Below are 22,475 nucleotides of genomic sequence, written 5' to 3'. Positions count from 1 at the left end.
TCAATGCTTCCACGGTTGCAGAGTCGTGCTGCACTGTAGAAACCTGACTGGAAACAAAACAGACTCAGGAATATTTCATTTATGCGGATCAGATTGGGTGCATCAATGCGGCGATTTGACGCGAACTGATACGGTTTTTATCCATTCAGGTGAATCTGTAAGGTCCTGCACCACTGGCGCATAGTCGCTTTTCTGAACGAGCCGCAGAGCCCGATTCCCCACAGGTTTTGTGCCTGATTCTGATGAGGTGAGCCATGTATCAATACGATGATTACGACCGGGCGCTGGTGTTCGAGCGTGTTGCGCAGTTTCGGGATCAGGTTGAGCGCTTCATGGCCGGTGAGCTGAGCGAAGAAGAGTTCCTGCCGCTGCGCTTGCAAAATGGCCTGTACATGCAAAAGCACGCCTACATGCTTCGGGTGGCGATTCCCTACGGCACCTTGAGTGCCCGGCAGATGCGCACACTGGCAAGCATCGCCCGGGACTACGATCGCGGTTATGGCCACTTCACCACCCGGCAGAACATGCAGTTCAACTGGATCGAGCTGGCCCAGGTGCCGGATATCCTTGAACGCCTGGCCCAAGTGGAAATGCACGCGATCCAGACGTCCGGCAACTGCGTGCGTAACATCACTACCGAAGCCTTTGCCGGGGTGGCGGCCGATGAAATGATCGACCCGCGTCCGCTGGCGGAAATCCTGCGGCAGTGGTCGACCATCAACCCGGAGTTCCTGTTCCTGCCGCGCAAGTTCAAGATCGCCATCTGCTCAGCCGAGCAGGATCGCGCGGCGATCATGATGCATGATATTGGCCTTTATCTTTACCCCGGCGACGACGGCCAAATGCTGCTGCGGGTGATCGTCGGCGGAGGTCTGGGGCGCACGCCGATCCTCGGTTTGCAAATCCGCGACGGCTTGCCGTGGCAGCACCTGCTGTCGTATGTCGAGGCGGTGCTGCGGGTGTACAACCGTCATGGTCGGCGGGACAACAAGTACAAGGCGCGGATCAAGATTCTGGTCAAGGCCCTGGGCATCGAGGCATTCGCCCAGGAAGTGGAGGAGGAGTGGCAGTACCTCAGGGACGGCCCGGCGCAACTGACTGAAGACGAATACCGGCGCGTGGCCAGTGCCTTCGTCGCACCGCCCTATCGTCAGCTGGCCGACACCAACCTTGATTTCGGCACGCACCTGGCCGAGAGCCCGGAATTCGCTCGTTGGGTGCGGCGTAACGTGCAGCCGCACAAAGTGTCGGGTTATGTCAGCGTTGTGTTGTCGACCAAGCCGGGCGAATCTGCGCCGCCGGGCGATGTCACCGACACGCAAATGGACGCGGTGGCGCAGTGGTCCGAGCGCTTCGGTTTCGGTGAAATCCGTATTGCCCATGAACAGAATATCGTCCTGCCGGATGTGCCCAAGGCCGACCTGTTCGCGCTCTGGCGCCTGGCCTGCCAACACAACCTGGGCAGCGCCAACGTCGGCTTGCTCACCGACATCATCGCCTGCCCCGGTGGTGATTTCTGCGCGCTGGCCAACGCCAAGTCGATTCCCATCGCGCAGGCCATTGCCGCTCGCTTTGAAGACCTTGACTATCTGCATGACCTGGGTGACATCAGCCTTAACATCTCCGGCTGCATGAACGCCTGCGGTCACCACCACATCGGCAACATCGGCATTCTGGGGGTCGATAAGAACGGCAGCGAGTGGTACCAGATCACCCTCGGTGGCGCCCAGGGCAAGAACAGCGCCTTGGGCAAGGTTATCGGCCCGTCCTTCAGCGCCGCCGAAGTGCCGGATGTGATCGAGCAGATCGTCGACACGTTCGTGCGGTATCGCGAGAGCGAAGAACTGTTCGTCGATGCCTTCCAGCGAATCGGGCTGGAGCCGTTCAAGGAAGCGGTTTACCCGAAAGTGCTTGAGGTGTCGGCATGAACAATCTGTTGCGGCTGGAGGAGGGCGTGGTGCGGATTGTCGCGGATGACCCGTGGACACTGGTGCGCGAACCGCAAGCACCGATGCCCGCAGGTTCAGTGATACTGCCGCTGACCCTGTGGCTGGAAAACCCGCAGCAACAGGCTGTATGGCTGGGGCCGGACGATGAGGTGGAAAGCCTCAAACCCTGGTTTGCCCAACTGCCCTTGATCGCCCTGGATTTCCCGAGTTTTCGCGATGGTCGCGGTTATAGCCAGGCGTATCTATTGCGCACTCGATTGGGTTGGACCGGCGAATTGCGCGCAATCGGCGATGTGCTGCGCGATCAGCTCAGCCACATGCGCCAATGCGGTTTCGACAGTTTCGCCGTGCGCGAAGACAAATCCGCGGAAGATGCGTTGAAGGGACTGGCGGGTATGAGCGTGTTGTACGGTCGCTCGGTGATTGAGCCGCGGCCGCTGTTTCGGCGGCGGTGATCTGAGCTATTCATTGGCTGTACTGACGCCATCGCGGGCAAGCCCGCGAAGGGGGCATTGGATCCGCCAGCGACTATTTCAACGCCGGATCGCCCATGTTCATTTTCTTCCAGCCCTGCAACAGCACCTGCGCCTTGGATTCCTGCCCGTTGTCGAGGTAGTACTGGATCAGCGACAGCCGTGCGTTGCGGTTGGCGGGTTGTACTTTCAACAGTCTTTCCAGCTCTTCACAGGCTTGGTCAACGTTGCCGCTGTCATGAAGTGCTACCGCCAGCACGTAGCCGTATTGACCGTTTTGCGGTTCCAGTTGCACGGCTTTGCGCAGGTAGGGCATGGCCTGCCCGGCCTTGCCCGCACGGACCATCGACAGACCCTGAGTGTGTTGCAGGAGAGCGGCATCCGGGTGTTCTTTCAGGCTTTGAGCCAGTAACGCCTGCGCTTCCTGGCTGCGACCATTGGCCTCCAGCCATTGCACCAGCGTTACCAGCGCCGGGTAGAAATCCGGATCACGTTTGAGCGCCGTGCGCAGCAACCCCTCGACTTCGCCGCTGCGCCCGCTGGCCTGATACAGCATGGCCAGATTGAGATTGGCTTCGGCGCGTTCGGCGAGGCTTTTTTGCACCGTTTCGTACTCACCGATGGCGGCGTTCCAGCTGTCCTGAGCGCTGCCCAGACCCGTACGCGCGACACTGAGCAGATCGCGGGCGGCGGCAATGCGCACGGCTTTCACAGGGTCATTGAGTAACGGCGACAACAGGGCTGCGCGCTCCGGCGGCGGCAGGAACGCGCTGATCGCCCGGACGGCGCTTTCACGCACGAGTGGCGCTGGGTTGCTCAGATCCTTGGTCGCCAGTTTCAGAGCCTGTTCGCTCGGATACAGCGGCAACTCGGCCAGCAGGGTCGCCCGCTGAATCGCCGGCAGGTTGCTGCGTTGCAGTTGCTCGTACAAGGCTTGCGCGGCACCGGGTTGGCCGTTGCGGATCAGCCACAGGCTTTCGTCATAGCGTGGGGCTTGTACGGCGCTGGCGTTGGCGGTGTTCCAGTGCTTGAACTGCTCGGTGATCTTGTCCCCGGCCTTGCCCTGGTGGCAGCTCAGGCAGGCGTCCGGTGTGCCGAGCTTTTTCGCCCGCTCCGGGTTGGGAATGCTGAAGCTGTGGTCGTGCCTGAAGTCATTACCCATGTAGAACTTGCCAGGCATATGGCAATCCACGCATTGCGAACCCGGTTGGCCCGGGGTGTGACGGGTGTGTTCGATGGAATCATAGTTTTTCGCTTGCAGGCCCTTGCCGTCGACACCTTCCACCGCGTTCTTGCCGGCGGTGTTGTGGCATTGCAGGCAGACGCCGTTACCCGGCGCCTTGAGTTCGGTGCTGTGGGGGTTGTGGCAATTGCTGCAGCGCACGCCCTTGTCGAACATCTTGCTTTGGGCGAAGGAGCCGTGCTCAAACACTTCATCCTTGATTTTTCCGTCCAGAGCGTACAGTTCGCGGGTCAGGACGCTGGGCAGGTAGTCATCCATCAGGCGGTTGCCGGCGGTGAAACCATCCCCCAGCGGCGCGCGTCGGGCGTGGCAGCGGGCGCAGGTTTCGATCTCGACGGTGGCGTTCTTGTCCTTGAGGTCGACGGCAAACCCGGCATGAATCAGGTCGGTTTTTTTCGCGGTCCATTCCAGGTGGTTGGACGCCGGACCGTGGCAAGCCTGGCAGCCCACGCCGAGGCTGTTCCATTGACTGTCAAAGGTGTTTTTTGCCGCATCGAAGTTACGTTTATAGCCGGTGGTGTGGCATTCGACGCACATGAAATTGGCGTTCTGGCTCGGTTTGCTCCAGTGCAGCGGGTCCTTGAAGGTTACGCCCTGGCCTGGATAGAGATGAAACCAGCGGTGTTTCTCGGTATCCCAGGCCACGCCCAAGGCTTGCAAACGGCCTTCACCGACCTCGATCAAATACTGCTGCAACGGTGCGATGCCAAAGGTGTAGGCGACTTTGAAGTCGGCGTTCTTGCCATCGATGCCGGGGGTATTGACCCAGAAGCCGTCGTCCTTGCGCGAGAAACGGGTGGTTTCGTTTTCCGCCTTGAAGGTGACGTTGTTGAAGTCGCCGAGCAGGGTGTCGGCGGTGGCTGCCTGCATCGCCAATTGGTGATGGGAGCCTTGCCAATCCTTGACCTGGGCACTGTGGCAGCCTTGGCATTGCTGCTCGTCGACCATTGTTGCCGGCGCCATGGCCACCGGTTTGGGTTGCGGTTTGACAGGTTGCACGGTGGGCGTGCTGACGGGCGAATACGGCGTCGGCGCAGGGTTGCCGCCGAGCAGAAACCAGCCGATACCGGCGACAGCCAGCAGCAGGAAGCCGATGGTGACGGGGAACAGATAGCGACTGATCAGAGAGGGTTGCGAATCAGGGTTTGGGTTTGCCGCTTTATTCTTATCTTTCGGCATTACGACTTCCGTAGTCCAGTTGCGTTTGCCGTCAGGCGCGCGTTAATGCTCGGTGCAGCTTTGCCGGTAGGCCGGCGTGTGTCAAATGATGGTGATGATACTGCTGGCCCCATCGCTGGCTTGCCGGCGATAGCGGCCTGCAAGACGCCGAATTATTCCCCGACAAACCACCGGAAATACGGATTCCCGCCATCCCCGCGCATCACTTCGCGAATATCCCGGCTCCAGGCCTCGCGATCACCGTCATAGGCATGCAGGCGCTCCGGCTCCTGTTCGGCGTTTTGTAGCCGACCACGCCCATGGAGTAGGCACTGATGTTGGTCTGGCGGATGTCGTCGCCAAAAATCACGAGAGTGTTGGGTTTATCGGCAGCCCCCGCCGTGGCCGAAATTGCCATCACCGACGTCGCGATCAGGGCGAGTTTGGGTAGCCACTTGCGTATGCGAGTCATAAGACTTGCTTCTTTTTGCGCATTGGCGTCGCTTGAATACGACAAACGTTTATTGCAGTCCTGCGTCACGCTTTCTTATTGCACTTGCCCGGTTGTGAAGGCATCGAACGGATAGATCCGGCGCCATTCGGCGGCCATGTCGACGACGGTCCAGCCACGTTTGTTTGCTTCGTCCAGGGCTTTGTCCAGACGGCCGAACTGCGATTGGCGGTCATAGGCCCATTCGCGTTTGGCATCGGTGTGATGCACCAGGCCCATGAAGCGTTTGCCCGGCCCGGCGGCGGTCCACTGCAGCATTTGCAGATCGCCATCGGAATTGCCGAAGGCGAGAATCGGCCGACGGCCAATCACCGCGTCGATGCTGACCGGCTTGCCCGGGCCATCGTCGTTGTGCGCCAGTTTCGGCGTGCGCAGGATCGACGCCTTGCCATCCTTGTATTCAAACGAAGTGACAAACGTGGTGCCGATCACCTGCTCGGGCGGGATGCCATAGACTTTTTCGGCAAAGGCGCGCATGAAGCCGGTATCACCTCCGGAAACGATGTAGGTCTTGAAGTTCTGGCTGCGCAGGTAGTCGAGCATTTCCAGCATCGGCTGGAAGATCATCTCGGTGTAGGGCTTGCCGGTTTTTGGGTGGCGAGCCTGGCTCAGCCAGGTCTTGGCGTAGTCGTCGAAGGCTTCGGTGGTCATGCCGGTATGGGTCGCACCGAAGATTTTCAGCATGCCGTCGAGGCCGCTGGCGGCGAGGGCCTTGTGATCGTTTTCCAGCACGGCCTGGAACGGCTGGGTGGTTTTCCATTCCGGGTGTTGTGGCGCGGTGCGCTTGACCTCTTCCAGGGCAAACAGCAATTCGAAGTACATCGGTTGCTCGCTCCACAAGGTGCCGTCGTTATCGAACACGGCGATGCGGTGCTCGGGTTTGACGAAGTCCTTGCTGCTTTGATCGGTCACGGCCTGGACGAACTCTATGATGTTCTTTTTCGATGGGCCGTCGTTCCAGGATGGCAGTGGCTCGGCGGCCTGAACCAGCAGTGGCAGGCTCAGGACCAACGCAAGTAGCAGCTTTAACCCGTGGAGCTGGCGGTGCGCTATCGGATTCGTCATGGGAAATCCTTCTCGAACGGGGTTGAGTAGCCGCAGTGCGAGAGCGACTGACTCTTTGTTCTGTTCGGCCTGACTATGCAGCGTAGTCAAGAATTCCTTGAGTTGGTGCATTGCCTGATCTTTGGTCGGCTCGCGGCCGTAACAGGCCCGCAACACTGCTTGCAGGCGCGGGCCTGCGGGTGCCCAGGTGGGCGAAGTTCTGCGTATAGGCGTCGATCAGTTGCATCGATTAATAACGGTGCTATTCGATCGGCGGCAGAGTCAGCACCAGCGGCTTGGTGCGCAAGTTCATCCAGACGAAAGAGTAGGGTGTGTCGGCGTTGGGCGTGACGAACGCGGGGTCTTTGGCGCTGAAGTCAGCACCCACGCCACAACTGACGAACATCGTCATCAAACCGAAAGCAGCAGTGCGAATGGCAATGTGCATTGAAAAGTCCTTATTTACCGAAGGTGGCGTTGATGCCGACGTATACCGTGAACTTCGGCAGGTCATCCCCCTTGTGATCGACGGTCCACTGCGGCTCGATGAAGGCATTGAGGATATTTGACCCGGATTTCCACACTTTGCCGCCCCCCAAGCCGAGGGGGATGTAGTGGGTGTCGTTTTTCAGGTCGAAGGTCCAGGTGCCGGTCGAGCGCAGATACCAGCCTTTGTCCAGGTTGTGGATGATGAAAGGCTGCATGGTTGCGCTTTTGACGTGAGGCCGGTCGCTGTCACCTGCAAAGGAACTCTGGTACTGCACCAACGCCCCCAGCAGGCCACGGGGAGAGGCGTCGATGGCTACGGCAGCCAGGCCACCTTGCCATTTACCGGTGCCCAACTCGTCCTGATCGGCGGTCGGCGCGGTGATCATCGGGCCGACGCCCAACTGCACGCCTTCGGTCTTGAGCAGGAAGATATCGAACAGGTTCAGATCGCCTTCACCGGTGCTGTAGCCGCTGTTCGGATCGGGACGAGTGCTGATCGGCGCAGTGACGCGTATCAACTGCGGCACGCCAATGAAGTCGTTGGGCGCAATCGGCAGGGTGCCGCGCACCAGCACGTCATTGCTGTGGATATTGGAGTCGTAGTACTTCGGCGTGTAGTAGTCCTGCAGACTCATCCCCGGCGCGATGTTCAGCGGGTTGTTGCTTTTGTTGGCGGTCTCGGCGTCATCCGCGCTTGCGAGACTGAAAGGCACAAGCAAGGTGACCAGTAGAAAGGTGTGCTTCCACAATGTGTTCGACATGATTCCCCGGTTCCTTGGTGACTCATTGCTCAACCTGGCACTTGCCGGCCGTTACGACGCAATCTCTTTGCTATCAAGGCGGTAGGACACGTCTTGTTGACGCTAGCAGTTAACCTCCGTTTATCCAGCCGAAGTGATTAATTGCTTGGTTTTGTCTGCAAAAGCTCCGCAATTTTGTGTACTAAAAAGTTAAGTGCAACGGTGGTTTCGTATGTCAAAGCAACCGTTTAATCGCCCCACACTGTGGATGGGGCGATCAGCTGCGACTCGATTGTCAGTGTTTGCGCGATTGCCCAAACGCCCGTTCTTCTTGCTCGCGTAACTCCGGTGTCAGTTCCTCGCCGAAATCCTCCATTTCAAAGACCTGACGGATTTCGATCTCGGCCTCGGTGCCCGGCATCGGATTGGGGCAACGCTTGACCCATTCGATGGCTTCTTCTTTCGACTTCACCTGCCATAGCCAGAAACCGGCGATCAGTTCCTTGGTTTCGGCGAAGGGGCCGTCGGTCACCGTGCGTTTATCGCCGGCGAAGCGCACACGGGCGCCCTTGCTGCTGGGGTGCAGGCCTTCGCCCGCGACGAGGATGCCGGCCTTGGCCAGTTCTTCGTTGTAGTTGCCCATGGCGGTCAGCAGTTCCTGGCTGGGCATGATGCCGGCTTCGGAGTCTTTGCTTGCTTTAATGATGATCATGAAGCGCATGGTGGTCTCTCCGCTGGATTTGAATAATTCAGTTCTAGTCGAATGACGCTCGCCTGGATCGACAGCAATCGCAAAAATTTTTAGACCAGCTGTAGTACATTTTCCATCGCGGTGACTGATAAGTCGCTATCGCGAGCAGGTTCGCTCCCACAGGGGTTGGCGGTGTCTGGAAGATTTGTTTTCGGGGTAGGTCGACGGACAATTTCGTGGTTAACTTCGGCCTCGTCAAATTCTCCACCACAACGTTCAGAAGGACTCCGTTCATGGCTCAAGTCACTCTTAAAGGCAATCCGGTTCAAGTCAACGGTCAACTGCCTCAAGCCGGTTCCAAGGCGCCAGCCTTTTCCCTGGTCGCCGGCAATCTGTCCGACGTCACCCTGAAAGATTTTGCCGGCAAGCGCAAAGTGCTGAACATCTTCCCAAGCGTTGACACCCCGACCTGCGCCACCTCCGTGCGCAAGTTCAACGCCCAGGCCAACGACATCAGCAACACCGTGGTGTTGTGCATCTCCGCTGACCTTCCGTTCGCCCAGGCGCGTTTCTGCGGTGCCGAAGGCCTGGAAAACGTCCAGAACCTGTCGACCCTGCGCGGTGCCGAGTTCATCGAAAACTACGGCGTAGCCATCGCTGACGGCCCGCTCAAAGGCCTGACCGCCCGTGCCGTGGTGGTACTGGACGAGAACGATAACGTGCTGCACAGCGAACTGGTCAAGGAAATCGCTGAAGAACCGAACTACGAAGCGGCCCTTGCTGTACTGAAATAAGCATACCTTTACAAAGTTTAACGGCCTGGCCCTGTCCAGGCCGTTTTCATTTGTGTTTCAGTGTCTTGGATAAATCTCCTGTTACGTAAGCCGAAGGTAAATTGCCGGTAAAGGCGCTTTGCTTAAGACCCGCCAGTGCTTATCGTTCAGCCTCATGTAAAACAAGCCCACGCGCCCAATGGTTGATCACTCAATGCAATCCTCTGCTCCCCGTAGTCCTCGTCGCTGGCTGTTCGGCCTGCTAGTCCTGCTGGTCATCGCTGGCCTGTGCTGGAAATTCTGGCCCGGCAGCGCTGCGCCCAAAGAGGGTGCGGGGCAGAAAGCCGTGGCCGGGCACACGGGACGGTCGGGCGGCATGCGGCCGGGTTTCGGTGGCGCTTCCGGGCCGGTTCCGGTGCGTGTGGCGCCGGCAGTCACGGGTGACTTCCCGCTGTATTACAAGGCGCTGGGCACGGTCACCGCGCTCAATACCATCAATGTGCGCAGCCGCGTGGGCGGTGAACTGGTCAAGATCCATTTCGAGGAAGGGCAGATGGTCAAAGCGGGCGATCTGCTGGCCGAGATTGACCCGCGCCCCTACCAGAACGCCTTGCTCCAGGCCGAAGGCACGTTGCTGCAGAACCAGGCGCAACTGAAGAACGCCCAGGTCGACGTCGAGCGCTATCGCGGCCTGTACCGCGAAGACAGCATCGCCAAGCAGACCCTGGACACCGCCGAAGCACTGGTCGGTCAGTACCAGGGCACGGTCAAGACCAATCAGGCGGCGGTCAACGACGCCAAGCTCAATCTTGAATTCACCCGCATCCGCGCGCCCATCGCCGGACGCGTCGGCCTGCGTCAACTCGACGTCGGTAACCTGGTGGCCGCCAACGACACCACCGCGCTGGCGATCATTACCCAGACGCAACCGATCAGCGTGGCCTTCACTTTGCCGGAAAACAGCCTCGACGTGGTGCTGGCCCGTTATCGCAGCGGCGCCAGGCTGCCCGCCGAAGCGTGGGATCGCGGCGATACCAAACTGCAAGCCACCGGCGTGCTGCAGAGCCTGGACAACCAGATTGATGTCACCACCGGCACCCTGAAGTTCAAGGCCCGTTACGACAATCGCGACCAGGCACTGTTTCCCAACCAGTTCGTCAATGTGCGCCTGCTGGCCGACACCCTCAAAGGCGTAGTACTCGCACCGTCCGCCGCGATTCAGTTCGGCACCAACGGCACGTTCGTCTATGCCCTGGACGGCGACAAGAAGGTCAAGATCCGCCAGTTGAAAATCGGTGCCAGCGACGGTGAGAACACCGTGGTCACCGAAGGCCTGGCGGCCGGTGATCGTGTCGTGCTGGAAGGCACTGACCGTTTGAAAGATGGCAGCGACGTGGAAGTGGTCAACGATCCGCAGCAAGTGCCGACCAACCCGGCTGGCCATCTACAGGGCAAATCCGCGGCCACCCCTGAGCCGGCACCCGCCGACAAGGCGAAAAAGGGCGGCGCATGAATCTCTCGCGGCTGTTCATCCTTCGTCCGGTAGCGACGACCTTGAGCATGCTGGCCATTATCCTGGCCGGCGTGATCGCTTATCGGTTGCTGCCTGTGTCGGCCTTGCCTCAGGTCGATTACCCGACCATTCGCGTCATGACGCTGTATCCCGGCGCCAGCCCGGATGTCATGACCAGCGCCGTGACCGCACCGCTTGAACGACAATTCGGGCAAATGCCCGGGCTGACGCAAATGGCTTCCACCAGTTCCGGCGGTGCGTCGGTGCTGACCCTGCGTTTCAGCCTCGATATCAACATGGACGTGGCCGAGCAGCAGGTGCAGGCGGCAATCAATGCGGCCACCAACCTGCTGCCCACGGACCTGCCGGCACCGCCGGTGTACAACAAGGTCAACCCGGCCGACACGCCGGTGCTGACCCTGGCCATCACTTCCAAGACCATGCTGTTGCCCAAGCTCAATGACCTGGTCGATACCCGCATGGCGCAAAAAATTGCCCAGATCAGCGGCGTCGGCATGGTCAGCATTGCCGGTGGACAGCGTCAGGCAGTGCGGATCAAGGTCAATCCCGAAGCCCTGGCGGCCAACGGTCTGAACCTGTCGGACGTGCGCACCTTGATTGCGGCTTCCAACGTCAACCAGCCCAAGGGCAACTTCGACGGTCCGACCCGGGTGTCGATGCTCGATGCCAACGATCAGCTGACCTCGCCCAAGGATTACGCCAACCTGATCCTGGCCTACGCCAACGGTGCGCCGCTGCGCCTCAAGGATGTGGCAGAAATCGTCGACGGCGCGGAAAACGAGCGTCTGGCCGCGTGGGCCAACGAAAACCAGGCCGTGCTGTTGAACATCCAGCGTCAGCCCGGTGCCAACGTCATCGAAGTAGTCGACCGGATCAAGGCCTTGCTGCCGAGCATCACCGACAACCTCCCGGCCGGCCTCGATGTAGTCGTACTCACAGACCGCACCCAGACCATTCGTGCCTCGGTCAAGGACGTGCAACACGAACTGTTGATCGCCATTGTGCTGGTGGTCATGGTCACGTTCCTGTTCCTGCGTCGGGCCAGCGCGACGATCATTCCGTCGGTGGCCGTGCCGCTGTCGCTGATCGGCACCTTCGGCGTGATGTATCTGGCGGGGTTCTCGGTCAATAACCTGACCCTGATGGCCCTGACCATCGCCACCGGTTTTGTGGTGGACGATGCAATCGTCATGCTGGAAAACATTTCCCGCTTCATCGAAGAGGGTGACAGCCCGCTGAATGCTGCGCTCAAGGGCGCCAAGCAGATCGGTTTCACCCTGATCTCCCTGACCCTGTCGCTGATCGCCGTACTGATCCCGCTGCTGTTCATGGCCGATGTGGTTGGGCGCTTGTTCCGCGAGTTCGCCATTACCCTGGCGGTGGCGATTCTGATTTCGCTGGTGGTGTCCCTGACCCTGACGCCGATGATGTGCGCGCGTCTGCTCAAGCGCGAACCCAAGGAAGAGGAACAAGGCCGTTTCTACCGGGCCAGCGGCGCCGCGATCGACTGGATGATCGCAGCGTACGGGCGCAAGTTGCAGTGGGTGCTCAAGCACCAGCCGCTGACGCTGATGGTGGCCATCGGCACACTGGCGTTGACGGTGTTCTTGTACATGGTGGTGCCCAAGGGCTTTTTCCCGGTGCAGGACACGGGCGTGATCCAGGGCATTTCCGAGGCACCGCAGTCCATTTCCTTTGCGGCAATGAGTGAGCGTCAGCAAGAACTGGCCAAGGTCATCCTTGCCGATCCGGCGGTCGAGAGCCTGTCGTCCTACATTGGTGTCGATGGCGACAACTCGACACTCAACAGCGGCCGCTTGCTGATCAACCTCAAGGCCCATAGCGATCGCGACCTGAGCGCGACCGAAGTGATTGCGCGTCTGCAGCCTGAACTCGACAAACTGGTCGGTATCCGTCTGTTCATGCAGCCGGTGCAAGACCTGACCATCGAGGACCGGGTCAGCCGCACGCAGTACCAGTTCAGCATGTCGTCGCCGGACTCCGAATTGCTCAGCCTGTGGAGCGGGCGTCTGGTCGAGGCGTTGGCGCAACAGCCAGAGCTGACCGACGTCGCCAGCGATTTGCAGGACAAGGGCTTGCAGGTCTATCTGGTGATCGATCGTGACGCGGCGTCGCGGCTCGGGGTGTCGGTGTCGAACATCACCGACGCGCTGTATGACGCCTTTGGTCAACGGCAGATTTCCACGATCTACACCCAGGCCAGCCAGTATCGCGTGGTGCTGCAATCGCAATCCGGCGAGAAAATCGGCCCGCAGGCGCTTGACCAGATCCACGTCAAGACCACCGATGGCGGGCAGGTGCGCCTGTCCAGCCTGGCGCGTATCGAAGAGCGGCAGGCGCAACTGGCGATTACCCACATCGGTCAGTTCCCCGCGGTAATGATGTCGTTCAACCTCGCGCCCGGCGTGGCGTTGGGGCATGCGGTCGAGATCATCGAGCAGGTGCAAAAGGACATCGGCATGCCAATTGGCGTGCAGACCCAGTTCCAGGGCGCGGCCGAGGCGTTCCAGGCGTCGTTGTCGAGCACGCTGCTGCTGATTCTGGCGGCGGTGGTGACCATGTACATCGTGCTGGGTGTGCTCTACGAGAGCTATATCCACCCGATCACCATTCTCTCGACCTTGCCCTCGGCAGCGGTGGGCGCCTTGCTGGCGCTGATCCTCAGCGGCAATGACCTGGGCATGATCGCGATCATCGGCATCATCCTGCTGATCGGTATCGTCAAGAAGAACGCGATCATGATGATCGACTTCGCCCTCGATGCCGAGCGCAATCAGGGCATGGACCCGGAAACGGCGATTTATCAGGCGGCGCTGCTGCGTTTCCGGCCGATCCTGATGACGACACTTGCGGCGCTGTTCGGTGCCGTGCCGTTGATGCTCGCCACCGGTTCCGGCGCGGAACTGCGCCAGCCGCTGGGTCTGGTCATGGTGGGCGGGCTGTTGCTGAGCCAGGTGCTGACGCTGTTCACCACCCCGGTGATCTACCTGTATTTCGACCGTCTGGGTCGGCGCTGGGGCCGCAAGCCTGAGCCGGTGGAAGCGGCAGAGCAGCCATGAACCTCTCCGGTCCTTTCATCAAGCGCCCCGTAGCAACCATGTTGCTCAGCCTGGCGATCATGCTGCTGGGCGGCGTGAGCTTTGGCTTGCTGCCGGTATCGCCGTTGCCGCAAATGGACTTCCCGGTGATCGTGGTGCAAGCCAGCTTGCCCGGTGCCAGCCCGGAGGTCATGGCATCGACCGTGGCCACACCGCTGGAGCGTTCCTTCGGCGCCATCGCCGGGGTCAACACCATGAGCAGTCGCTCCAGCCAGGGCTCGACGCGGGTGATCCTGCAATTCGACCTGGACCGCGACATCAATGGCGCGGCGCGGGAGGTGCAAGCGGCGATCAACGCCTCGCGTAACCTGTTGCCCAGCGGTATGCGCAGCATGCCGACGTACAAAAAGGTCAACCCGTCCCAGGCGCCGATCATGGTGCTGTCGCTGACCTCGGACGTCCTTGAGAAGGGCCAGTTGTATGACCTGGCTTCGACCATTCTGTCCCAGAGCCTGTCGCAAGTGCAGGGCGTCGGCGAAGTGCAGATCGGCGGCAGCTCCCTGCCGGCAGTGCGGATCGAACTCGAGCCGCAGGCGCTGAACCAGTACGGCGTGGCCCTGGACGATGTGCGCAAAACCATCGCCAATGCCAACGTGCGCCGGCCCAAGGGCTCGGTGGAGGATGGCCAGCGCCTCTGGCAGGTGCAGGCCAACGACCAGTTGGAGAAAGCCAAGGATTACGAATCGCTGATCATCCACTACGCGGACGGCGCGGCCCTGCGCCTGAAGGATGTGGCCAAGGTCAGCGACGGTGTCGAGGACCGCTACAACAGCGGGTTCTTCAACAATGACGCGGCGGTGCTGCTGGTGATCAACCGTCAGGCCGGTGCCAACATCATCGAGACGGTCAACGAGATCAAGGCCCAGTTGCCGGCGCTGCAAGCCGTGCTGCCGGCCAGCGTCAAACTGAACCTGGCCATGGACCGTTCGCCGGTGATCAAGGCCACCTTGCACGAAGCGGAAATGACCCTGCTGATCGCCGTGGCCCTGGTGATTCTGGTGGTGTTCCTGTTCCTCGGTAACTTCCGCGCCTCGCTGATTCCGACACTGGCGGTGCCGGTGTCGCTGGTCGGCACCTTTGCCGTGATGTACCTGTACGGGTTTTCCCTCAACAACCTGTCGCTGATGGCGCTGATTCTGGCCACCGGGTTGGTGGTGGACGACGCCATCGTGGTGCTGGAAAACATTTCCCGACACATCGACGCGGGCATGCGCCCCATGAAAGCGGCGTATCTGGGCGCGCAGGAAGTCGGCTTCACCTTGCTGTCGATGAACGTGTCGCTGGTGGCGGTGTTCCTGTCGATCCTGTTCATGGGCGGGATCATCGAAAGCCTGTTCCGCGAGTTTTCCATCACGTTGGCAGCGTCCATCGTGGTGTCGCTGATCGTTTCCCTGACCTTGACCCCGATGCTTTGCGCGCGCTGGTTGACGCCGCATACGCCTGGCCAGGAAAACCGCCTGCAACGCTGGAGCCAGCGGGCGAACGAGTGGATGGTCGGAAAGTACGCGACGAGCCTTGATTGGGTACTGCGCCACAGACGCCTGACGTTGCTCAGCCTATTTGTGACAATTGGTGTGAACATTGCGCTGTATGTGGTTGTTCCCAAAACATTTCTTCCGCAGCAGGATACCGGCCAACTGATCGGTTTCGTGCGCGGTGACGACGGCCTGTCGTTCAGCGTGATGCAGCCGAAAATGGAAATTTTCCGCCGCGCCGTGCTCAAGGACGCAGCCGTTGAAAGCGTGGCCGGTTTCATCGGCGGCACCAACGGCACCAACAACGCCTTCATGCTGGTGCGCCTCAAGCCGATCAAGGACCGCAGTATTTCCGCGCAAAAGGTCATCGAACGCCTGCGCAAGGAAATGCCCAAGGTCGCCGGCGCGCAACTGATGCTGATGGCTGACCAGGATTTGCAGTTCGGTGGCGGCCGCGAGCAAACGACGTCGCAGTTTTCCTACATTCTGCAAAGTGGCGACCTCGGCTCGCTGCGCGAGTGGTACCCGAAAGTCGTGACCGCGCTCAAGGCGTTGCCGGAACTGACCGCCATTGACGCCCGCGAAGGCCGGGGTGCGCAGCAAGTGACGCTGATCGTCGACCGCGACCAGGCCAAACGCCTGGGTGTGGACATGGACATGGTCACGGCGGTGCTGAACAACGCCTACAGCCAACGGCAGATTTCGACCATCTACGACAGCCTCAACCAGTATAAGGTGGTGATGGAGGTCAATCCGAAATACGCCCAGGACCCGATCACCCTCAAGCAGGTGCAGGTAATCACTGCCGATGGCGCGCGGATTCCGTTGTCGACCATCGCCCGTTACGAAAACAGCCTGGAAGACGATCGCGTCAGCCACGAAGGCCAGTTCGCCTCGGAAAGCATTGCCTTCGACATGGCCGAAGGCGTGACTGTGGAGCAGGGCAGCGCCGCCATCGAGCGGGCCATTGCCTCGGTGGGACTGCCGGAAGACGTCATCGCGAAAATGGCCGGTACTGCCGATGCCTTTGCCGCCACCCAGAAGAGCCAGCCATGGATGATCCTGGGTGCGCTGGTGGCGGTGTATCTGGTGCTTGGCGTGCTGTATGAAAGCTATATTCACCCGCTGACGATTCTGTCCACGTTGCCATCGGCGGGGGTGGGCGCGTTGTTGTCGATCTACGCGTTGGGGGGCGAGTTCAGCCTGATTTCACTGTTGGGGCTGTTCCTGCTGATCGGCGTGGTGAAGAAAAACGCGATTCTGATGATCGACCTCGCGCTGCAACTGGAGCGTCGTCAAGGCATGGCGCCACTGGAGTCGATTCGCAACGCCTGTTTGCAACGTTTGCGGCCGATCCTGATGACGACCCTGGCGGCGATCCTTGGCGCGTTGCCGTTGCTGCTGGGGCGCGCCGAAGGGGCGGAAATGCGCCAGCCGCTGGGCCTGACCATCATTGGCGGGTTGATCTTCAGCCAGGTGCTGACCCTTTACACCACCCCGGTGGTTTACCTCTATCTCGACAAACTGCGCCACCGCTTCAACCGCTGGCGTGGGGTACGTACCGATGCTGCTCTGGAAACTCCGCTATGACTGACCGTTCGCTGTTCAACCTGGCTACACCGCTGATCACCGCCCGAGGCTCGCGGTTGTTGAGCCTGTCGCTGTGCGCAGTTCTGCTTAGCGCCTGCGCCATCGGCCCGGATTACCAGCGCCCGCAAACGGCGGAACCTGCGCAGTACAAGGAAGCGGCGGGTTGGCGTCAGGCCAGTCCAAGCGACGCCCTGGCCCGCGGTGCGTGGTGGGAACTGTATGGCGATCAGCAACTCAATGGCCTGATCGAAAAGCTCAACAGTTCCAATCAGACCGTCGCCCAGTCCGAAGCGCAATACCGTCAGGCCCAAGCGCTGGTGCGCAGTGCCCGGGGCGCGTTTTTCCCCACGGTGGACCTGACCCTGGGCAAAAACCGCTCCAGCCAGGGCACAGGCAGCAGCAGTTCCAGCCTGACCAGTTCTTCCAGCGGCATTCGTGACACCTACACGGCTCAGGCCGGGGTCAGTTGGGAAGCGGACGTCTGGGGCAAACTGCGCCGGGGCCTTGAAGCCGACACCGCGAATGCCCAGGCCAGCTTTGCCGATCTGGCGGCGATGCGCTTGAGCCAGCAGTCGGAACTGGTGCAGAACTACCTGCAATTGCGGGTGATCGACGAGCAAAAGCGGCTATTGGAGGCGACGGTCGAGGCGTACCAACGTTCGCTGAAAATGACCGAAAACCAATACCGTGCCGGTGTGTCCGGCAAGGACGCGGTGGCCCAGGCGCAGACGCAGCTCAAGGGCACCGAAGCGGACATGGTCGACCTGATCTGGCAGCGCGCCCAGTTCGAAAACGCCATTGCCGTGCTGATCGGCTTGCCGCCGGCGCAATTCAGCCTGGCAGAGACCAGGAACATTCCGCAATTGCCCGAGGTGCCATTGAGCCTGCCTTCGCAACTGCTGGAGCGGCGACCGGACATTGCCTCGGCTGAACGCTCGGTGATCGCCGCCAACGCCAACATCGGCGTGGCCAAGGCCGCGTACTACCCGGACCTGACCCTGAGTTTGAACGGCGGATACAGCAGTAGCACCTCCAAAGACCTGTTCAGCGTACCGAACCGATTCTGGTCGGTGGGGCCGCAACTGGCCATGACCTTGTTCGATGGGGGGCAACGCTCGGCCGAAGTGGACCGCAGTGAAGCGGCCTACGACGAGACCGTGGCCAAGTACCGCCAGACCGTGCTCGATGGGTTTCGCGAAGTGGAAAACTATCTGGTGCAGCTCAAGGTGTTGCAGGACGAGGCCGTGGTGCGGCAACAGGCACTGGATGCCGCGCGCGAGTCGTTGCGCTTGACCCAGAATCAGTACAAGGCCGGTGTGATCGCCTATCTCGATGTAGTGGTCGTTCAAGCGGCGGCCTTGAACAATGAGCGCAGCACCCTGGATCTGATGCAGAGCCGCTTGATCGCCAGCGTGCAGTTGATTGCCGCACTGGGCGGTGGTTGGGACGGACAGTTGTAGGGACAGTACGGGGGCGAATCCACCGTTTTAGAGCGTTTTCGTTAGATCAAACAAGCGTTTCATCGCCTTGATGGCTATTTGCTCATTTTGTGAGTGCGTTCTCACTTGGAATCAGTACAATCGCCAGTTTTGCGCCCCCGAGAATGGAAGCGATACGGCGGTGATTCTGAGAATTTTCCATGCTCATCGGTAGCTATTCCCCCACGCTGGTCATCATTTCGTTGTGTGTGGCGATCCTTGCCTCATACACCGCCCTCGATCTGACCGGACGTATTGCCACGGCCAGGGGGCGTGCCGTGCATCTATGGACAGCGGGTGGCGCATTTGCCATGGGCGTGGGCATCTGGTCGATGCACTTCATCGGCATGCTCGCCTTCGACTTGCCCATCGATCTGGGCTACGACATCGCCATTACCTTGCTCTCACTGCTGATCGGTATCCTTTCCAGCGGCTTCGCCCTGTGGCTGGTCAGTCAGCCGCAATTGCCGCTGTGGCAGCTGGGCTTCGGTGCGCTGGTCATGGGGGCCGGGATCAGTGCCATGCACTACACCGGCATGGCCGCCATGCGCATGCAGCCGGGAATCGACTACGACCCGACGCTGTTCAGTGCCTCGCTGTTCATCGCGGTCGGTGCGTCCGGTGCGGCGCTGTGGATCGCCTTCCACTTGCGTCAGCACACGCCTTACGTGCGGCTGATTCGTGGCGGGGCGGCTGTGATCATGGGTATCGCCATCGTCGGCATGCATTACACGGGCATGGCGGCAGCCCAGTTTGCCGATGGCAGCTTCTGTGGCGCGGCCACCGCTGGCCTGAGCGGCAAGGGCCTGGACAACCTCGTACTGATCACCACCCTGGCGGTGCTGAGCATCGCCTTGCTGACCTCGATCCTCGATGCACGCCTGGAAGCCCGCACCGCCGCCTTGGCGCAGTCCTTGACCGAGGCCAATCGCGAGCTCACTCAACTGGCGTTGCACGACACCTTGACCGGCCTGCCGAACCGGGTGCTGCTGGCCGACCGTATCGATCAGGCCATGTCGCGGGTGGACGGTGAGGGTGGCTGCTTTGCCCTGATGTTCATCGACCTGGACGGCTTCAAACCGGTCAACGATGCGTTCGGTCACCACATGGGCGATCAGTTGTTGCGTGAAGTCAGCCTGCGCTTGCGCGAGGACTTGCGCAGCCAGGACACGCTGGCCCGGATCGGTGGCGATGAGTTTGTGTTGCTGGTGCAGCTGAGTGAACCCAATGACGCGATGGGGCTGGCAGCACGTCAGGTCAGCCTGATCGGCCAGGCTTTCCGTGTCGCTGATCATGATTTGCAGATCTCTGCCAGCGTGGGCATCGCCCTGTATCCGGGTAATGGCCAGGCTACCCATGAATTGCTGATGAATGCCGATGCGGCGATGTACCACGCCAAGGGTGCGGGCAAAAACGGTTACAGCTTTTTCGACGCTTCGATGAACAGCAACGCGCGCAAGCAGCTGCAACTGTTGCAAGACCTGCGTAATGCTGTGGATCATCAAGAGTTCAGTCTGCATTACCAACCCAAGTTCGATGCCAACAACGGCCGTCCCGTCGGTGCCGAAGCGCTGTTGCGCTGGGAGCACCCGACCCAGGGCATGTTGCTGCCGGACAAGTTCATCGACCTCGCGGAGAAAACCGGGCTGATCATTCCCATTGGCGATTGGGTGCTCAACGAAGCCTGCCGCCAGATGCGCGAATGGTACGTGCTGGGTTACACCGACTGGCGTATCGCGGTAAACCTCTCCGCGTTGCAGTTCTGCCACGCAGGGCTGGTGCAAAGCGTCGCCAAGGCGTTGGCCACGCACCATTTGCCAGCCAACAGCCTGACCCTGGAAATCACCGAAACCACCGCCATGAGCGATGCCGACGCGAGCATGACGGTATTGCAGGAACTCTCGGACATGGGCGTCGACTTGTCCATCGACGACTTTGGTACTGGCTATTCGAGCCTGATGTACCTCAAGCGACTGCCGGCCAACGAGCTGAAGATCGACCGCGGGTTTGTGCGTGATCTGGAGCGCGACAGCGATGACGCGGCCATCGTCTCGGCGATCGTTGCCCTCGGTCAGGCGCTGGGCTTGCGCATCGTCGCCGAAGGCGTGGAAACCGGTGTGCAGCAGGACTTCCTGACCCAGCTCGGTTGTGATTCGCTGCAAGGCTATCTGCTCGGCCATCCGTTACCGGCAGAGCGCTTCATGATGCAAATCCAGCGCGCCGAACAACTGGAAACCGCCTGACCTGAGGCTGGCGCAGGTCCATGCAAAAAAAACCAAGGACAGTTATTCTTCCCCTCGACCGCTTACGCTTGAATGGGGGAAAGCTTGCATGGATAAAGTCATCGTCATCACGGGTGGCAGTCGCGGCATCGGTGCCGCCACCGCCCTGTTGGCCGCCGAACAGGGCTATCGGATCTGCATCAACTATCTGACCGATGAACAAGCCGCGCAAAGCGTGCTGGAGCAGGTGCGAGCCCTCGGTGCCCAAGCCATTGCGGTCCGCGCGGATGTCAGCATCGAAGACGAAGTGATCGCCTTGTTCAGTCGGGTGGACGCCGAGCTCGGCCGGGTCACGGCGCTGGTGAATAACGCCGGCACGGTGGGGCAAAAGTCTCGGGTCGACGAAATGTCCGAATTCCGCATTCTGAAAATCCTCAAGACCAACGTCCTGGCCCCGGTGCTGTGCGCCAAGCACGCAATCCTGCGCATGTCCCCCAAACATGGCGGGCAGGGCGGCAGCATCGTCAATGTATCCTCGGTCGCCGCCCGCCTGGGCTCGCCCAATGAATACGTCGACTACGCGGCATCCAAGGGCGCGCTCGACACCTTCACTATCGGCCTGTCGAAAGAAGTGGCGGGTGAGGGGATTCGTGTCAACGCAGTGCGGCCCGGCTACATCTACACCGATTTCCATGCCCTGAGCGGCGATCCGGACCGGGTCAGCAAGCTGGAATCGGCGATTCCCATGGCCCGTGGCGGGCGGCCGGATGAAGTGGCCGAGGCCATTGTCTGGTTGTTGTCGGACAAGGCGTCGTATGCGACGGGGACTTTTGTTGATCTGGGTGGCGGGCGCTAGATCAAATTCAGAGTGAGCCTTCGCTTTGCCACAGTTCGCATTTGGCATTCTCCGCCGTCATTAAAGACTCCTCTTTTTAAATTGGCGCACCTCGTTCATCGGGGTGCGTTTTTTCTCCGTTAAAGTTAGATTGAGTGCTGCTTGATATATTGAGTATCAAGTAATCTCGTCGTGTTTGTTGTGTGAGTGAAGTGCTGTAACTATTATCGGTCTTGCTTCGCGATTGACGGGGTAGTTAATTAAATAAAGGAGTATTTAATATGGATCTTTACAAGGACGAAGTTTTGTTTTGGGATGAGTTTGTTTTGCGCTATTTGCACCGGGAATATTCCGGGCTGGCGTCTGTTGATTATCTGCAAGGGGCCGCCTATCTCGCTGACCAGATGATACTGGAACGTCGTAAACGCACTGTGCTGGAGGGCTGACATGAACCAGGATGATTTGAATAAATCGGTTGTCGCCCATCTTTTCCTCGCAGGAAAGCCACTGGTATTGAATTACCAGCTGATGGAGAAGCGGCTCGCGCGCCCGCGCCTTACCACGGCTCAACGTACGGAGTACCAGCGTCAGCTCAACTACGAAGGCGGTTTTTTAACCGTGGCGGATCGTGATGATGCTGAGCCGCTGTTAATCCACTTTCGCTCGGAAAATGATCGATACACCTTACGCGTAGCCACCCCTGGGAGATTTTATGGCTATTTCCTGAGTATGGAGAGAATGCAAAGTACAAATGGACTGACGTCGTCCAGCGGAAATCTGATTGTCACGCAAGACGTTAATCCAACTCGGTTTTATATGAATGCGTTGAGCAAGGGGTACGAGCGTCTGTTCAATGTTGCTCGTAAGTTAATAGTGGGCGAGTCGGATAGCCGCGCGGATGCTCAGGATAAAGTTTTGGGTCCTACTTTTCTTTACAGGAATAAAACGCCGCTTGTTAACGATGAGCAGCAATATTTCTCCGACACTGTTCTGAGGGCCGAACACGTTATCTGGGATCCGCTACCCGTTGAATTTACCGTGCAAATCAGGGGCGCCGGTGTCCTGGCGTTGGACGATATCGGCTGAAATCAATGGAACAAGCCGTGAACCGAGGGTGGCCGCCCGGTTCACGGAGGGTGTGTAGCCCAATG

General features: G+C 59.9%; 15 protein-coding genes and 2 pseudogenes. 11 read left to right on the top strand and 6 right to left on the bottom strand.

Annotated elements, in window-relative coordinates; translation table 11 throughout:
* Positions 1-254 precede the first annotated feature (254 nt).
* Both BVK86_RS03560 and BVK86_RS03555 read left to right on the top strand, forming a co-directional pair.
* Positions 255-1,928, top strand: a complete 1,674-nt coding sequence (locus tag BVK86_RS03560; protein WP_075945116.1) for a nitrite/sulfite reductase — start codon at positions 255-257, stop codon at positions 1,926-1,928.
* Positions 1,925-2,404, top strand: a complete 480-nt coding sequence (locus BVK86_RS03555) for a DUF934 domain-containing protein (protein ID WP_075945115.1) — start codon at positions 1,925-1,927, stop codon at positions 2,402-2,404. The genes BVK86_RS03560 and BVK86_RS03555 overlap by 4 nt, the downstream gene beginning before the upstream one ends.
* Before the next feature lie 73 nt (positions 2,405-2,477).
* On the opposite strand, the gene BVK86_RS03550 is transcribed toward BVK86_RS03555, so the two are convergent.
* The 6 genes and pseudogenes from BVK86_RS03550 to BVK86_RS03525 form a co-directional block, all read right to left on the bottom strand.
* Positions 2,478-4,844, bottom strand: coding sequence for a tetratricopeptide repeat protein (locus BVK86_RS03550; protein ID WP_075945114.1), 2,367 nt, complete (start codon positions 4,842-4,844; stop codon positions 2,478-2,480).
* A gap of 256 nt (positions 4,845-5,100) precedes the next feature.
* Positions 5,101-5,295: pseudogene (locus tag BVK86_RS03545) on the bottom strand (arylsulfatase); the annotation flags it as partial.
* Between the two features lie 75 nt (positions 5,296-5,370).
* Entirely contained in the window at positions 5,371-6,399 is a 1,029-nt protein-coding gene (locus BVK86_RS03540) for an HAD family hydrolase (protein ID WP_075945113.1), read from the bottom strand.
* Between the two features lie 232 nt (positions 6,400-6,631).
* Positions 6,632-6,790 (bottom strand): annotated as a pseudogene (locus BVK86_RS29015) (DUF1254 domain-containing protein); the annotation flags it as partial.
* 46 nt (positions 6,791-6,836) lie between these two features.
* Positions 6,837-7,628 carry a hypothetical protein gene (locus BVK86_RS03530; RefSeq protein ID WP_075945112.1) on the bottom strand — a complete coding sequence of 264 codons (792 nt, stop codon included), beginning with the start codon at positions 7,626-7,628 and terminating at the stop codon, positions 6,837-6,839.
* A 274-nt stretch (positions 7,629-7,902) separates the two neighbouring features.
* Positions 7,903-8,328, bottom strand: coding sequence for a YciI family protein (locus tag BVK86_RS03525; RefSeq protein ID WP_075945111.1), 426 nt, complete (start codon positions 8,326-8,328; stop codon positions 7,903-7,905).
* A 263-nt stretch (positions 8,329-8,591) separates the two neighbouring features.
* Between BVK86_RS03525 and tpx the strand changes: the two genes are divergently transcribed.
* From tpx to BVK86_RS03485, 9 genes are all read left to right on the top strand, one after another.
* Entirely contained in the window at positions 8,592-9,092 is a 501-nt protein-coding gene (tpx, locus tag BVK86_RS03520) for a thiol peroxidase (protein ID WP_075945110.1), read from the top strand.
* A 178-nt stretch (positions 9,093-9,270) separates the two neighbouring features.
* The gene (locus BVK86_RS03515) at positions 9,271-10,584 is read left to right on the top strand and encodes an MdtA/MuxA family multidrug efflux RND transporter periplasmic adaptor subunit (RefSeq protein WP_075945109.1); all 1,314 of its coding nucleotides are present in this window, start codon (positions 9,271-9,273) and stop codon (positions 10,582-10,584) included.
* Positions 10,581-13,685: an MdtB/MuxB family multidrug efflux RND transporter permease subunit gene (locus BVK86_RS03510; protein ID WP_075945108.1), complete on the top strand. Its 3,105-nt coding sequence runs from the start codon at positions 10,581-10,583 to the stop codon at positions 13,683-13,685. Before BVK86_RS03515 ends, BVK86_RS03510 begins: the two co-directional genes overlap by 4 nt.
* Entirely contained in the window at positions 13,682-16,789 is a 3,108-nt protein-coding gene (locus tag BVK86_RS03505; protein WP_075945107.1) for an efflux RND transporter permease subunit, read from the top strand. Before BVK86_RS03510 ends, BVK86_RS03505 begins: the two co-directional genes overlap by 4 nt.
* Entirely contained in the window at positions 16,786-18,249 is a 1,464-nt protein-coding gene (locus BVK86_RS03500; protein ID WP_075945106.1) for an efflux transporter outer membrane subunit, read from the top strand. Before BVK86_RS03505 ends, BVK86_RS03500 begins: the two co-directional genes overlap by 4 nt.
* 179 nt (positions 18,250-18,428) lie before the next feature.
* Positions 18,429-20,510 carry a putative bifunctional diguanylate cyclase/phosphodiesterase gene (locus BVK86_RS03495; RefSeq protein WP_075945105.1) on the top strand — a complete coding sequence of 694 codons (2,082 nt, stop codon included), beginning with the start codon at positions 18,429-18,431 and terminating at the stop codon, positions 20,508-20,510.
* 88 nt (positions 20,511-20,598) lie between these two features.
* Positions 20,599-21,345 carry an SDR family oxidoreductase gene (locus BVK86_RS03490; RefSeq protein WP_075945104.1) on the top strand — a complete coding sequence of 249 codons (747 nt, stop codon included), beginning with the start codon at positions 20,599-20,601 and terminating at the stop codon, positions 21,343-21,345.
* 260 nt (positions 21,346-21,605) lie between these two features.
* On the top strand, positions 21,606-21,770 hold the full coding sequence (locus BVK86_RS29760; RefSeq protein WP_157720463.1) for a hypothetical protein: 165 nt from the start codon (positions 21,606-21,608) through the stop codon (positions 21,768-21,770).
* Position 21,771: 1 nt separating this feature from the next.
* Positions 21,772-22,410, top strand: a complete 639-nt coding sequence (locus BVK86_RS03485) for a hypothetical protein (RefSeq protein WP_075945103.1) — start codon at positions 21,772-21,774, stop codon at positions 22,408-22,410.
* The last annotated feature ends 65 nt before the right edge of the window (positions 22,411-22,475 follow it).

Origin of the sequence: Pseudomonas reinekei, from assembly GCF_001945365.1 — a bacterium.
GTDB lineage: Bacteria > Pseudomonadota > Gammaproteobacteria > Pseudomonadales > Pseudomonadaceae > Aquipseudomonas > Aquipseudomonas reinekei.
The sequence above is the reverse complement of the archived record's forward strand: the minus strand, read 5'-3'. Positions and strand labels throughout refer to the sequence as shown.

Coding starts and splice junctions, on each gene's coding strand:
- BVK86_RS03505 (WP_075945107.1), top strand. CDS start 13,682: ATGAACCTCTCCGGTCCTTTCATCAAGCGCCCCGTAGCAACCATGTTG.
- BVK86_RS03530 (WP_075945112.1), bottom strand. CDS start 7,628: ATGTCGAACACATTGTGGAAGCACACCTTTCTACTGGTCACCTTGCTT.
- tpx (WP_075945110.1), top strand. CDS start 8,592: ATGGCTCAAGTCACTCTTAAAGGCAATCCGGTTCAAGTCAACGGTCAA.
- BVK86_RS29760 (WP_157720463.1), top strand. CDS start 21,606: ATGGATCTTTACAAGGACGAAGTTTTGTTTTGGGATGAGTTTGTTTTG.
- BVK86_RS03490 (WP_075945104.1), top strand. CDS start 20,599: ATGGATAAAGTCATCGTCATCACGGGTGGCAGTCGCGGCATCGGTGCC.
- BVK86_RS03540 (WP_075945113.1), bottom strand. CDS start 6,399: ATGACGAATCCGATAGCGCACCGCCAGCTCCACGGGTTAAAGCTGCTA.
- BVK86_RS03500 (WP_075945106.1), top strand. CDS start 16,786: ATGACTGACCGTTCGCTGTTCAACCTGGCTACACCGCTGATCACCGCC.
- BVK86_RS03555 (WP_075945115.1), top strand. CDS start 1,925: ATGAACAATCTGTTGCGGCTGGAGGAGGGCGTGGTGCGGATTGTCGCG.
- BVK86_RS03550 (WP_075945114.1), bottom strand. CDS start 4,844: ATGCCGAAAGATAAGAATAAAGCGGCAAACCCAAACCCTGATTCGCAA.
- BVK86_RS03515 (WP_075945109.1), top strand. CDS start 9,271: ATGGTTGATCACTCAATGCAATCCTCTGCTCCCCGTAGTCCTCGTCGC.
- BVK86_RS03525 (WP_075945111.1), bottom strand. CDS start 8,328: ATGCGCTTCATGATCATCATTAAAGCAAGCAAAGACTCCGAAGCCGGC.
- BVK86_RS03510 (WP_075945108.1), top strand. CDS start 10,581: ATGAATCTCTCGCGGCTGTTCATCCTTCGTCCGGTAGCGACGACCTTG.
- BVK86_RS03485 (WP_075945103.1), top strand. CDS start 21,772: ATGAACCAGGATGATTTGAATAAATCGGTTGTCGCCCATCTTTTCCTC.
- BVK86_RS03495 (WP_075945105.1), top strand. CDS start 18,429: ATGCTCATCGGTAGCTATTCCCCCACGCTGGTCATCATTTCGTTGTGT.
- BVK86_RS03560 (WP_075945116.1), top strand. CDS start 255: ATGTATCAATACGATGATTACGACCGGGCGCTGGTGTTCGAGCGTGTT.